The organism is Gillisia sp. Hel_I_86 (assembly GCF_007827275.1).
Classification (GTDB): domain Bacteria; phylum Bacteroidota; class Bacteroidia; order Flavobacteriales; family Flavobacteriaceae; genus Gillisia.
Genome location: NZ_VISE01000001.1, coordinates 3,002,182 through 3,014,786, shown reverse-complemented (window position 1 = coordinate 3,014,786; position 12,605 = coordinate 3,002,182). Strand labels below are relative to the sequence as shown.

14 protein-coding genes are annotated in these 12,605 nt (G+C 34.9%); 5 read left to right on the top strand and 9 right to left on the bottom strand.

The window, feature by feature from the left end:
* Positions 1 to 2 precede the first annotated feature (2 nt).
* Complete coding sequence (locus JM83_RS13605) at positions 3 to 584, top strand: tRNA-(ms[2]io[6]A)-hydroxylase (protein ID WP_144962720.1); 582 nt, start codon at positions 3 to 5, stop codon at positions 582 to 584.
* A 114-nt stretch (positions 585 to 698) separates the two neighbouring features.
* On the opposite strand, the gene JM83_RS13600 is transcribed toward JM83_RS13605, so the two are convergent.
* Genes JM83_RS13600 through pdxH form a run of 4 tightly spaced genes read right to left on the bottom strand, consistent with a single transcriptional unit; the run spans position 699 to position 4,826 of the window.
* Entirely contained in the window at positions 699 to 1,589 is an 891-nt protein-coding gene (locus JM83_RS13600; RefSeq protein ID WP_144962719.1) for an exopolyphosphatase, read from the bottom strand.
* Complete coding sequence (ppk1, locus tag JM83_RS13595; protein ID WP_144962718.1) at positions 1,586 to 3,688, bottom strand: polyphosphate kinase 1; 2,103 nt, start codon at positions 3,686 to 3,688, stop codon at positions 1,586 to 1,588. The genes JM83_RS13600 and ppk1 overlap by 4 nt, the downstream gene beginning before the upstream one ends.
* A gap of 5 nt (positions 3,689 to 3,693) precedes the next feature.
* The gene (locus JM83_RS13590) at positions 3,694 to 4,179 is read right to left on the bottom strand and encodes a SixA phosphatase family protein (protein WP_144962717.1); all 486 of its coding nucleotides are present in this window, start codon (positions 4,177 to 4,179) and stop codon (positions 3,694 to 3,696) included.
* A gap of 2 nt (positions 4,180 to 4,181) precedes the next feature.
* Positions 4,182 to 4,826 (bottom strand): pyridoxamine 5'-phosphate oxidase, encoded by a 645-nt coding sequence (gene pdxH / locus JM83_RS13585; protein ID WP_144962716.1) that lies wholly within the window; start codon positions 4,824 to 4,826, stop codon positions 4,182 to 4,184.
* 312 nt (positions 4,827 to 5,138) lie between these two features.
* Between pdxH and JM83_RS13580 the strand changes: the two genes are divergently transcribed.
* Entirely contained in the window at positions 5,139 to 5,642 is a 504-nt protein-coding gene (locus JM83_RS13580; protein WP_144962715.1) for a hypothetical protein, read from the top strand.
* A gap of 399 nt (positions 5,643 to 6,041) precedes the next feature.
* Here the strand turns inward: JM83_RS13580 and JM83_RS13575 are convergent, their stop codons facing one another.
* From JM83_RS13575 to pyrR, 5 genes are all read right to left on the bottom strand, one after another.
* Positions 6,042 to 6,494, bottom strand: coding sequence for a CAP domain-containing protein (locus tag JM83_RS13575; RefSeq protein ID WP_261376468.1), 453 nt, complete (start codon positions 6,492 to 6,494; stop codon positions 6,042 to 6,044).
* A 228-nt stretch (positions 6,495 to 6,722) separates the two neighbouring features.
* Positions 6,723 to 7,628, bottom strand: coding sequence for a ribonuclease Z (locus JM83_RS13570; RefSeq protein WP_144962713.1), 906 nt, complete (start codon positions 7,626 to 7,628; stop codon positions 6,723 to 6,725).
* Between the two features lie 55 nt (positions 7,629 to 7,683).
* Positions 7,684 to 8,016 (bottom strand): ribonuclease Z, encoded by a 333-nt coding sequence (locus JM83_RS13565; RefSeq protein WP_144962712.1) that lies wholly within the window; start codon positions 8,014 to 8,016, stop codon positions 7,684 to 7,686.
* 26 nt (positions 8,017 to 8,042) lie between these two features.
* Entirely contained in the window at positions 8,043 to 8,972 is a 930-nt protein-coding gene (locus JM83_RS13560; protein WP_144962711.1) for an aspartate carbamoyltransferase catalytic subunit, read from the bottom strand.
* Complete coding sequence (gene pyrR / locus JM83_RS13555) at positions 8,969 to 9,553, bottom strand: bifunctional pyr operon transcriptional regulator/uracil phosphoribosyltransferase PyrR (protein WP_144962710.1); 585 nt, start codon at positions 9,551 to 9,553, stop codon at positions 8,969 to 8,971. The genes JM83_RS13560 and pyrR overlap by 4 nt, the downstream gene beginning before the upstream one ends.
* 178 nt (positions 9,554 to 9,731) lie before the next feature.
* Between pyrR and JM83_RS13550 the strand changes: the two genes are divergently transcribed.
* The 3 genes from JM83_RS13550 (at position 9,732) to JM83_RS13540 (ending at position 12,556) form a co-directional block, all read left to right on the top strand.
* A complete protein-coding gene (locus JM83_RS13550) occupies positions 9,732 to 10,910 on the top strand; it encodes an MFS transporter (protein ID WP_144962709.1) in 1,179 nt (392 codons plus the stop codon).
* A gap of 234 nt (positions 10,911 to 11,144) precedes the next feature.
* Positions 11,145 to 11,618, top strand: a complete 474-nt coding sequence (locus tag JM83_RS13545) for a hypothetical protein (RefSeq protein ID WP_144962708.1) — start codon at positions 11,145 to 11,147, stop codon at positions 11,616 to 11,618.
* A gap of 521 nt (positions 11,619 to 12,139) precedes the next feature.
* Entirely contained in the window at positions 12,140 to 12,556 is a 417-nt protein-coding gene (locus tag JM83_RS13540; protein ID WP_144962707.1) for a response regulator, read from the top strand.
* The last annotated feature ends 49 nt before the right edge of the window (positions 12,557 to 12,605 follow it).

Below are 12,605 nucleotides of genomic sequence, written 5' to 3'. Positions count from 1 at the left end.
ATATGCTTGGCTTAAAACTACCTACAGATCCGCGTTGGGCTTCTATTGCGGAGAAAAACCTGGAAGAAATCCTTACAGATCATGCCTATTGCGAGCAAAAAGCGGCTTCTACGGCAATTTCTTTAATTGTTTCTTTTCCAGAATATTCACGGCTGGTTTCAGAAATGACCGCTTTGGCGAGGGAAGAAATGGGACATTTTAAAATGGTACATGATAAATTGCTGAAAAGAGGCTATATCATGGGGCGTGATCGTAAGGACGAATATGTCCTGCAATTGCTGAAATTCTTCCCAAAAGGAGGCTCCCGTGTTACACAATTAGTACATAGATTATTGATAGCAGCGCTTATTGAAGCCAGAAGCTGTGAACGCTTTAGAATACTTTCAGAAAAATTAGAGGAAGAAGAATTAAGGGATTTCTATAGGCACTTAATGGTAAGTGAGGCGAATCATTACACCTTATTTTTAAACTTTGCCAGAGAATATGGAGACCGTAAAGAAGTTGATCAAAAATGGGAGGAATTATTGGAATTTGAAGCGGAAATCATGAAAGGTTTAAGTAAAAACCAAAGCATTCACGGATAGCAAATCAAGAACCTCAGGGCAAGCCCACGAGGTGTATGTCCAGATAATTATCGGGAGGAAAAATATTTATAAAATCGAGGCTGAGCCACAGGGAATGAGATCCTCAATGAGGAATTAAATTTTTTCCTGATACAATGATTTTATAATCCCATCTGCCAATCCTATCTTAGGTACATATATGCGTCTTGCTTTGGTCCATTTCATGGCAGAGAGATAAATGCGCGTTGCAGGAATAATAACATCGGCGCGGTCATCGTTTAAATTCAATTCTGTAATTCGCTCTTCATAAGTAAAGGAATTCAATAATTGATAATAAGAACTTAAATATAGAAAACTAAGGGGTTTACCAATTGCTTTTCCACTGCTCTTAAAAATATTGTTGATGTTCCCTCCAGAGCCCACCAGATCTATTCTATGATAATTTTTGGTTACGGTTTTTATCCATGTTTCCACCTCTTGCCAAATATCAGGGTCCACTATATTCTTGAGCAATCGAACCGTTCCTAATTTAAAAGATTTTGAGGTGATGTTTTCTCCATTGGAATATAAAGTGAATTCTGTACTACCACCCCCAACATCTACATAGAGATATGTTTTGTCGTTTTGAAGCAGCAGGTTTAGGTCTGTAGTGGCAATAATCGCTGCCTCATGGCTGCCATCGATAATCTCAATTTCGATCCCTGTTTTTTCCAAAACTTCTTCGGCAACGAGAACCCCATTTTCTGCTTCCCTCATTGCTGAAGTTGCACAGGCTTTATATTTTTCGATCTTATGGGATTTCATTAATAGTTGAAATGCTTTCATCGTATCTATCATTCTGATCTTATTTTCTTTAGAAATCATGCTAGTGATAAAAACATCGGCCCCCAAACGAATAGGAACTCGTACCAATGAGGTTTTTTTGAAAATAGGCTCTTTTCCTTCCTGCTCTGTTATTGTGGAAATCAATAACCGAACCGCATTGGAACCTATATCTATAGCTGCATATTTGTGTTGTGTGATCAAACTTTTACTTCTTCTAATTTTTGTTCGTAATAATCGTATAATGCATATTGGGACCGGATGGAAGGAAGCTGCTTTTTCCTGTAAGCATTCTCCTGGTTTGCACTTAAAACACGAGCTTTTACATTGTCCTTCCAACTAATCATGAACGTATCCAATATCTCTTTTTTTATATCCTCGTCATATATAGGACAGGAAACCTCAACCCGGTAATCCATATTTCGAGACATCCAATCGGCAGATGATATATAGACCTTGGGATTGCCAGTATTTTCGAAGATAAAAACCCTTGGATGTTCCAGGAATTTATCCACTATACTAATTGCTTCAATATTATGGCTCATTCCAGGTACTCCTGGAATTAAGGAACATATTCCCCTCACGATGAGTTGAATTTTCACCCCCGCCCTACTGGCATCGTACAATTTATCTATCAAAGCAAAATCTGACAGGCTATTAAGCTTCAGTTTGATTCCCGATTCTTTGCCGTTTTGGGCATTCTCGATCTCCTTAGAAATAAGTTTGATCAATGCCATTCTGGTATAATGTGGAGAAACCAATAAATGCTTGTACCTACTTACCTTATAATTAATTTCAAAAAAATCGAACACCTTGTTTATTTCTTTAAGTACCTCTTGATTTCCTGTAAATAAAGTATAGTCTGTATAAATTTTAGAAGTAGACTCGTTAAAATTTCCGGTACTTATAAAGCCGTATTTATGTAATTTTCCCTTTTCCTCCCGCTCGATAATACAAGTTTTGCAATGTACTTTTAAGCCCGTAACACCAAAGATCAACTTCACGCCTTCCTTCTGCATTTGCTCGGCGTATTTAATATTTGCAACTTCATCGAACCTCGCCCTTAACTCAATTTGTACAGCCACTTTTTTACCGTTCTTCACAGCATTAATAAGGGAACTGGCAATATGTGAGACCTTGGCAAGCCTATAAATAGTTATTTTAATAGTTCTCACTTTAGGGTCTAAGGCGGCCTCCCTTAGAAATTTCACCACATAAGCAAAGGTTTGATAAGGAGCATAAAGCAAATAATCCTTTTTAGCAATCATTCCCAATAAACTCCCTTGGAGTACCAATCCTTTTATTGGAAGTGGCTCTATAGCAGGATAAAGTAATTTATCATTGCCGAGGTTTGGGAAGTTCATATAATCCCTTCTATTATGGTATCTACCTCCCGGAATAATACTATCTGTAGAGTCAATTCCCATTTTTCCCAATAAAAAGGCAAGCGTATCCTCTCCTATATTCATATCGTACACAAACCGAACGGGATCGCCCTTTAATCTATGTTGAACACTCAAAGTTATTTTTTCAATAAAACTCTTGCTTAAATCACTATCTATATCCAGTTCGGCATCCCTGGTAATTTTTATCATGTGGGCTGTAATGCTTTCATATTCAAAAATATTGAAGATCGTTTTAAGATTAAATCTAATAAGATCATCCAGTAGAATTATATATTGTTTCCCATCCTCTGTGGGAAGTACTACAAACCTGTCTATACTTCTTGGGATTTCAATTAAAACATATTTCTTATCGTGGATATGACGATTCAATAATTTTGAAATCCCTTGCTGTGGGATCTCCTCTTCCATCACCATTTTTACCGCTAAATATGCAGCGCTATCTTTTAAGCTGGGAATATCCACCAAATCGTTCAAAATGATGGTCACCAGGGCAGGACTCACTTTGGATAGAAAATAATTCTTTATAAATGCTTCTTGAGATCCTGAAACCTGTTTTTCATTGATGATATAAATATCATGGTCCTTCAGTTTTTCTTGAATACTGTGGAGCACCTCTAGGCTTTCTGACTGTTGCTCTATTACAATTTGGGTGATCTCTTCTAAAAGCTTACTTGCTTTTATTCCCCCTAAAATACTCTTTGCACTTTTACCCGCCAGATCTATTCGTTTAATGGTAGCATATCTAACTTTAAAGAATTCATCCAAGTTATTGGAAAAAATCCCTAAAAATCGCAGTCTTTCAATCAGTGGAACAGATTCATCTTCTGCTTCTTGAAGAACACGCGCATTAAACTGAAGCCAACTTAGCTCTCTATTGATGTATTGGTTGTTACCCATTAATATTATCGTAAATTTTTAGGGAATAAACTTAGAATAGTTTTTCCGTTTTTGAGGTTTTCCCAACTATCTGTTTTAAAATCTATTACTGTTAATCCTGTGGTAGGCACATTGTCTACGTAGGAATCGCCAAGATTATTTACAAGATTTGTCATTGCAGGATTATGCCCGAAGACCATTAAATAATCTATTTCTGAATCACAACCCTGAATTTGCGAATATAGATCTCCACTGTTAAATGTGTATAGGGAAGGTTTAATATTAAAATGTTGGTCTTCTATACCCAATTCATTTTTGAAAATTTTTGCGGTAGACAGAGCCCTAACAGCTGGGCTGGACCAAACTGTTACAGGTTTCTGAAAAAATGCTGAAAAAGACCGAGCTATAAGCAACCCATCTTTTTCTCCTCTTTTTTTTAGAGGCCTCTTTTCGTCTGGCAGATTTTGATCCCAAGCAGATTTTCCATGTCTAATTAATATAAGCCTTTTCATATTTATGGTGCTAAGCGTTTAAAACTCCAATTTTTGCCCTCTTTTGTATATAAAATACGGTCATGCAATCTATTTGGCCTTCCCTGCCAAAATTCAAAGTCTACTGGTTTCACTAGAAAACCGCCCCAAAAATCGGGTTTTGGAATGGGTTTATCATGAAATTCCAAGGTTAATTCCCTTAGTGTCTTATCTAAAACTGCTCTTGAAGCAATTTCAGCGCTTTGATGGGATGCCCAAGCTCCCAGCTGACTTTCCCTTGGGCGGGAATTAAAATAAGCAATCGCCATGGCTTCTGAAGCTTTCTCGGCAATTCCCTTAATAATTACCTGCCTTTCCAGTTCTGGCCAAAAAAAGGATAAACACGTATTGGGATTTTCCATAAGTGCTTTTGCCTTATCTGAACCAAAATTGGTATAAAAAATAAAACCTTCCTCATTAAACTCTTTCAAAAGAACAATCCTGTTTTTAGGAAACCCATCCGAACCAATACTGGAAACATTCATGGCATTAATTTCCGAAGGGGTTTTTAAAGCTTCCATTTCTTCAAACCAACTTCTGAATTGAACAAAAGGATCTTTAGAGACATATTCCTCCAACAACTCCATTTTACTATAGTCCTTACGGTAATTTGCTAAATTTTTACTCATTGAATTGTCTTTATTGCAATTTAGTGATTTGCACAGAATTTGAGTACCCTATATTAAAATAATACTATCTGAAATTATACAAATCAAATCAAGAATTGTTAATAACTTTTTAATAAATCAAGTCGTATTTAACTTCGATTTAACATGTTGTATTTTGTCTATTTTTTCGATGATTACGTCTAAAATTTTGATTATTAATGTTTTGTAAGCATTGATTCCTCTATGTTTGTCCCAGATCAAAGTTTTCCCAAAAGATTTTGCTCTTTTAACCTACGATTAAAAAAATTTAAAAATTTTTAAAGTAGTCCCCCTATGTTAAAATTGAGCGACGCTAATTTAGGCTTGCCTAAATTGTTCACCCCTTCTTCTTTTGTAAAATTCATTTTAATTTCATTTTCTTTCTTTTTAATAACAAGTTGTTCTGTGCCTGGTATGCTTGATGCCGATAACTATGGTAGAAATCATACCGTGTATGCTGTGGATTTTAACCCAAAAGATCTTAATAGCTTCGCCCTATATAAAATGGACGAAGGTAATTGGGACGATATGGGAAAGTTCAAAAACAATGCAACTGCAAAATTCCAAATTAGTTTAGAAGGGGATTTTTTAACCGTACAAGCCAACGAAAAGGTGATGGATGTTCCAACCTATCAAACCTGGTTAAACTATGCAAGGCAAGAATTGGGATATACAGAGGAATCTGAGTATGATGTTTTCAATACTGTAGAAGACGGATGGATTTATGAAATAGATTTAAAAAAGTTCCCTTTGATCGAAGGAGATTCCCATAGATTATTAATGTACGAAAGAAGATAGTTCAACTTAAAATACATGTTAAATGCTATCCAATTTGGGTAGCATTTTTCGTTTGATTATTTCAAAAAAACAGGAAGAAAATTTCCTGTATATTCATATTCTTGCTCCATTGCCTTTATTTCTCACAAAATTGTTGTGAACCTGGTGGAAATTAGTGATTTATGCAACTAATTACTGTATTTAATATTATAAGTTTTAGTCCTAATAATTGAAGATTTCTTTAGCTATATAATAAACTGCCTTGATGCAAGCATACAAGGTATTTATTGGAAGAAGAGGTTTTTAAACTTTCCCCTTCGTACAATGCAAGCATCAGGGAATCATATTCTCACAAATTAAACCCTCAAGGAGGTATTAATTGACTAATCTAATTAATAATAATTGGGGTAAATAGAACTATTATCTTCTCATAAAGATATTGGTAAAATAGTTCTTACCATTTTTATCTTTACCTACAGAAATTCCAAAATGTGTATAATCACCTTCAATATTAACACGGTGACTTTCACTGGCAATCCAGGCATTTACTACAGCATCTGCACTACCATAACCAACAGCAACATTCTCTGCTACTGCCTTAGCTCCAACACCCGTTACTAAGTTGCTATAACGTACATTAAAATTATCATGATTTACCACTTCATTATCTGTCATATATGCTGTATGATCATCGGCCTGAAAAGTAACTTCATCCGCTCCAACGAGTGTATTTAAACTTTTACTTTCCCTGTACTTATTTATAGCCTTTAGAATATCGGATTCTATTGCCGAATATGCTATAGAGTTTATTAGCTCTACAGATTGTAATTGTACTTCATTTTCTGAAATTGTACTGTCTTTTGAGCAGGACACAAGTGTAATAATGCACACTATAGCAATACAAAATTGCTTTGTAGAAGTTAACATAAGTAAGTAGGTTTAATGATTTGGCAAAGCCAAAATACAAATATATCCGACTAAATACAGTATTAATAATGCGGTTAAGCGATTTTATTAATATTTTTAACAATAAATAGTGCTAAAACCTACATATATTGGTTTATAGCATAAATTTCTTATGGGATTTTGTAGAAAAATGCATTAAAAAATAAATATTTTGCCATCATCGGCTAAGTCTACATTTGGAAAAACGGTAAGTGCTTCTTCTTTAAACAATTGAATACTTGAATATCTCGTAGAAAAGTGACCAAGGATCAATTTATTGACCTTGGCTTCCTTGGCAATTAAAGCGGCTTGTATGGCTGTAGCATGTTTTGTAGGTGTTGCCAGCTCCTTGTTGATTTCGAGAAAAGTAGATTCATGATATAAAACCGTAGTATTCATGATCTGGGATACCATTTCAGGATAATAAGCAGTATCACTACAAAAGGCATAACTCATAGGATCCTCGGGAGGTCCGGTTACCAAATGATTTGGAATTATTTCCCCATCATTGGATTCTACATCCTTGCCCATTTTTACACTCTGGTATAATGAAACATCAATATTATATTTCATGACCTCATTGATCAACAGTTTTCTAGGACCGGGTTTCTCTTTAAATAAAAAGCCATTTGTATATATTCTGTGATTTAATGGAATCGTTTCAACGGTAACTTTCTCATCTTCAAAAAGTAATTGAGGATTTTTACTTTCTAGCTCATGAAAAAGCAAAGGATAGTTTGTCCAAGATTTAGACAACTTGAGCTGTAAGGTTATTATCTCCTTTATCCCCTTTGGTCCATATACATGAAGCTCGGATTCCCTATTTAACAATCTAAAAGTCGAAATAAGGCCTACCAATCCAAAACAATGATCCCCATGTAAATGCGATATGAAGATGTGCTTGATGCGGGAAAATTTGATCTTATTTCTACGCAATTCAACTTGAGTGCCTTCTCCACAATCTATTAAAAATAAATGATTGTTTATTTCGAGTACCTGGGAGGTAGGATTGGTAAAGGTTCTTGGGGTCGCCGCATAACAACCTAGTATTGTTAATTTCATGCCTATGTTTTTATGGTCTTGCGCCAAAACAAGAAAGCCCATAATATATTGCTTCTTAAAACCCTAGTTCTCTCTCCAGATCATCCATTTTAATAATATCTCCTGCTTCCTGAAGACTGGGAACCACAATTAATTCGTCTGGAATAACATCTATAGAGAGATTTGAATTTACAATTACAAACGATTTGTTTTCTGCACGATGTATGTTGGAAATTTCTAAAAAAAGAAGCGCATCTTTCAAATCAAAATTTTGATTGTTAAGAAGATTTACTACCACATTATCATTTCTATATTCCGAATAGTTTTCAGTGATCCTCTCTGCAAAATCTATAAGGTTATTTTTATTATCCTCTAGAACAATAAATTCTTTTTTTCGTGTAATTTTCATTTTTGACCTTTTAATCTACTATAAACTTATCGATTTATTTTTGAAGCTAAAAGATAAATTACTGCCATTCTAACAGCTACCCCATTTTGAACCTGCTCTAGAATAATCGCCTGTTTAGAATCGGCTACATCACTTGTTATTTCCACTCCCCTATTTATTGGACCAGGGTGCATTACCACTATTTGTTTATCAAGAGCATCTAAAATTTGCTTATTTAAACCAAATTGCTGTGTGTATTCCCTGGTGGTTGGGAAATAGCTGATTTCCATTCGTTCATTCTGAACTCTTAACATATTGGCAACATCGCACCATTCCAAAGCTTTGATAAGATTGGTTTCTACGGTTACCCCTAAAGATTCTATATATTTTGGGATTAAAGTTTTGGGCCCACATACTTTTACCTCTGCTCCCTGTAATTTTAAAGCAAAAATATTGGATAATGCTACCCTACTATGTTTTATATCTCCTACTATTAAAATTTTCTTGCCTTTCACTTCACCTAGTTTCTCCCGAATGGAATAACTGTCCAATAATGCTTGGGTTGGGTGCTCATGTGTTCCGTCCCCCGCATTTATAATACTTGCATCTACATGTTTGGAAAGGAAAATTCCTGCCCCGGGATTGGGATGCCTTATCACCACCATATCCACTTTCATGGCAAGGATATTATTTACGGTATCTATTAAGGTTTCCCCTTTTTTTACTGAAGAGGAAGCTGCAGAGAAGTTAATAACATCTGCGCTCAATCTTTTTTCAGCTAACTCAAACGATAATCTGGTACGGGTACTGTTTTCGAAGAATAAATTGGCAATGGTAATATCACGTAAAGAAGGAACCTTTTTGATGGGCCTATTGATCACTTCCTTAAAATGATCGGCGGTTTTAAAGATCAGGTCGATATCTTCTTTTTTAAGATATTTAATTCCCAATAAGTGATTTACACTTAATTCGCTCATTTAGTATCCTTTTTCTGCGGAATCGCTTCCTGTTCTATTTTCGAAGTTGGCAAAAGATAAACGGCATCTTCCCCATGTATTTCTTTCCAGTGCACTTTTACCTGCTCATTGTTGATTGCATCTACCTGCCTCCCATTATAATCTGGTTGGATAGGCAAATGCCTGCTGAATCTTCTATCGATAAGCGTAAGCAATTCGATTTCTTTTGGTCTGCCAAAAGACTGAATCGCAGTTAATGCCGAACGTATGCTACGTCCTGTATAAAGAACATCATCTATAAAAATCACCTGTTTATCTTCAACAATAAAATCGATCTTGGTTTTGTTTGCTTCTAAAGGCTTTGTACTTCTTCTAAAATCATCCCTATAAAAGGTAATATCCAATTGTCCCGATTCTATATCCCTAAGACCGTATTCCTCTTCTAATAATTGAAGAATTCTATTGGCCAAAAAGACACCACGAGGCTGAATTCCTATGATTACGGTGTTTTCAAAATTAGGATGGTTTTCTACCAACTGGCAAGCCAAACGACGAAGAATAATGTTGATCTCTTTGGAATTAAGCAACATTTTTTGGCTCATAATAGAAACTGATGATGTTCGGGAAACAAAAGTAAGTTTTTTTTGATTAAAGAAAGTATAGTTTATATTCGATCTCCTGTTTAAAATTCACTTTTACTTCAAATTCATATTCATGCAAGTATGTGAAATGTACTTCTAGTTAAAATGATACATTTACTACCAATCTTTTTTGTACTGAATGAAAAAAAATAGATTTACTGTTTTTATAATTGTATTGGCTCAATTTTGTTCCACTTCGCTTTGGTTTGCCACAAATGCCGTTTTAGGTGATCTCATCTTAACTTTTGAGTTAGATTCCAAGGCCCTAGAACATTTAACTTCTGCGGTACAATTTGGTTTTATCCTGGGAACCCTTCTTTTTGCACTCTTTTCTGTAGCCGATAGGTTCTCCCCTTCCAAGGTTTTTTTTATTTGTGCAATGCTGGGTGCGGGAATCAATCTTGCTACTATCCTAGATACAAATAGTTTCTTCAGTTTACTTTTAATACGATTTTCAAGTGGCTTCTTTCTTGCCGGCATTTATCCGGTTGGAATGAAAATAGCTTCGGACTACAGGGAAAAAGGTTTAGGAAAAGCCCTTGGTTTTTTGGTTGGGGCATTAGTATTGGGAACGGCATTTCCTCATTTATTGAATGGAACGATTTTCAAGATCTCATGGCAAGCTGTAATAATAGCTACTTCAACAATTGCATTGTTTGGTGGCCTTTTAATTTTATTATTTGTTCCCAACGGTCCTTATAGGAAAAGGAACTATAAACCGGCGTTTAAGACTGGAATGGTGATTTTTAAAAATCCCGAATTAAGAACCGCCGCATTTGGTTATTTTGGCCATATGTGGGAACTCTATACATTTTGGGCTTTTGTGCCAATAATCTTGACAACCTATTTGGGGTTCCATAATTCTGCACCTCTAAATATATCCTTATTTTCCTTTATCGTTATTGGAGTGGGTGGCATTTCATGTGTGCTAGGAGGCTTTTTAAGTAGCAAGTATGGCGAAAAAAGAGTAGCACGAACAGCACTTTTATTATCTGGCTGTTGTTGTTTTTTATCTCCTTTATTGTTTTATACGGAATCAGAAATTCTATTTATTGGTTTTCTTGTTTTTTGGGGGATGGCCGTGGTAGCCGATTCTCCCTTATTTTCGACCTTAGTGGCAAAAAATACACCTGCTGAATACCGGGCCACATCATTAACTTTAGTAAACAGTATCGGTTTCACAATAACCATCGTAAGCATTCAATTCATTTCTTTCATCAGCAATTATCTAGATCCAAAATTTCTATATTTAATATTGGGAATTGGGCCAATACTAGGGGTCATTGCTTTATTTCAGGAAAAAAAATCAATACAGTAATAACTACGGATTTGGAAGAAGTTAAAACTGAAATTCCTTGATAACTCAATTTTGAATAAATAAAAAATGTATATCCGTAAAGTATCCTAAAATGATAAATAACGTCATTCTGAACTTGGTTCAGAATCTTATAGCACTAGGAATCAATATAGTAAATTGAGACCCTGAAATAAATTCAGGGTGACCAAACAACTATAGGACATAAAGCGTATATAGAAAATAAAAACATACTATATGAAGGTTGCCAGTATTAAAGAACTTAAAGATGAACTTAAGCATAGGTCCAAAGAGGAACTGTTAAATTATTGCTTACAGCTTTCAAAATTCAAAAAAGAGAACAAGGAATTGCTTACGTACATCTTATTTGAGTCTATTGATCAAGAAGAGTTCATCGCTCAAATAAAAAAGGAAGTGGAAAATCAGTTTGATCTTATAAACAGGAAGAATTTTTATCTCATCAAGAAAAGTGTGAGGAAAATTCTAAAAACGATAAAAAAGTATATTCGATACTCTAAAAAAAAGGAAACCGAAGTTGAACTATTGCTCTTTTTTTGTGCGCAGTTATCCGATTTTTCCCCTTCAATTAAAAGGAACACGACCCTATTGAATTTGTATAATAGACAGGTAGTGTTAGTTAAAAAAGGAATTACAATGCTACATGAAGATCTACAATATGATTATGAACTCGAACTGGAAAACTTAATGTAATTGTCCCATTTCTATAGGAAAATAAAAAAATTATTGAAACCGACTATCCCCCGACGCAAGCCGTAGGGGGTATTTCGCTATCCGATAGCTATATCGGGGTCATTTTGGTGGCAGGGACCAAAAACCATCCCGAAAGCTTTCGGGATTATATTTTCCATCATCCGGAACTGCAGAAAAAGAAGTTTCGACCCTTTGCATTCCTCTCGCTTTGCTCGTTGGATGCATAAGGAGTGGTGAAACGGAAACCCCGGCGCAGAGCCATCGCGGAATTTTGAGATTACCCCTTTAATGACGGATTGAAATTAATTGATAATATTTTTGAACAAATAAAATTATGGGTGTTATTAAAAATAATATTTTTTGCAATTATATTTTTTCAATATAGATTGGATCTTTCTACTAAAATTCAATCAAATTAATTAAATTGGCTCTAATCATTTACTATTGTCAATAACAAACAAAATTAGTTTTAATTCTGTGCCACCAGAGTTTTAGTGTTTTTATTGTAAAATATTCACTTTATGAAGAAAAAATTAAACTGTATCCTACTTGTTGATGATGATTTACCCACAAATTTCATCCACGAAAGAGTTTTAAGAAAAATAGATTGTACCGAGAAGATAATTGCCGTTCAAGGTGGTTTTGAAGCCTTGGAATATTTAAAATCCACCGATAAAGAAACACATCCCCAACCAGATCTCATTTTATTGGACATTAATATGCCCGGGATGAATGGGTGGGAATTTCTTGAAAACTACAATCAATTGGAAAAAAAACAAAAAAGCAAAGCTATTGTGGTGATGCTTACCACTTCATTAAATCCAGATGAAAGGAATAAAGCAAATCAAATTCCTCAAATCTCGGCATTTCTTAATAAGCCATTATTGGCAGATGGAATTCGGGAAATCCTGGTACAGAAATTTCCGGAATATGTTTAATGAACGCTAGTGCATAGATGTAAGATATACTATCTTATTTTGTTATAAA

Bases quoted from the DNA above. Each gene is read 5' to 3' on its own strand.
- JM83_RS13580 (WP_144962715.1), top strand. From the start codon at position 5,139: ATGTTAAAATTGAGCGACGCTAATTTAGGCTTGCCTAAATTGTTCACC.
- JM83_RS13565 (WP_144962712.1), bottom strand. From the start codon at position 8,016: ATGAAAATTACACGAAAAAAAGAATTTATTGTTCTAGAGGATAATAAA.
- JM83_RS13590 (WP_144962717.1), bottom strand. From the start codon at position 4,179: ATGAAAAGGCTTATATTAATTAGACATGGAAAATCTGCTTGGGATCAA.
- JM83_RS13560 (WP_144962711.1), bottom strand. From the start codon at position 8,972: ATGAGCGAATTAAGTGTAAATCACTTATTGGGAATTAAATATCTTAAA.
- JM83_RS13605 (WP_144962720.1), top strand. From the start codon at position 3: ATGCTTGGCTTAAAACTACCTACAGATCCGCGTTGGGCTTCTATTGCG.
- ppk1 (WP_144962718.1), bottom strand. From the start codon at position 3,688: ATGGGTAACAACCAATACATCAATAGAGAGCTAAGTTGGCTTCAGTTT.
- JM83_RS13570 (WP_144962713.1), bottom strand. From the start codon at position 7,628: ATGAAATTAACAATACTAGGTTGTTATGCGGCGACCCCAAGAACCTTT.
- JM83_RS13550 (WP_144962709.1), top strand. From the start codon at position 9,732: ATGAAAAAAAATAGATTTACTGTTTTTATAATTGTATTGGCTCAATTT.
- pyrR (WP_144962710.1), bottom strand. From the start codon at position 9,553: ATGAGCCAAAAAATGTTGCTTAATTCCAAAGAGATCAACATTATTCTT.
- pdxH (WP_144962716.1), bottom strand. From the start codon at position 4,826: ATGAGTAAAAATTTAGCAAATTACCGTAAGGACTATAGTAAAATGGAG.
- JM83_RS13540 (WP_144962707.1), top strand. From the start codon at position 12,140: ATGAAGAAAAAATTAAACTGTATCCTACTTGTTGATGATGATTTACCC.
- JM83_RS13545 (WP_144962708.1), top strand. From the start codon at position 11,145: ATGAAGGTTGCCAGTATTAAAGAACTTAAAGATGAACTTAAGCATAGG.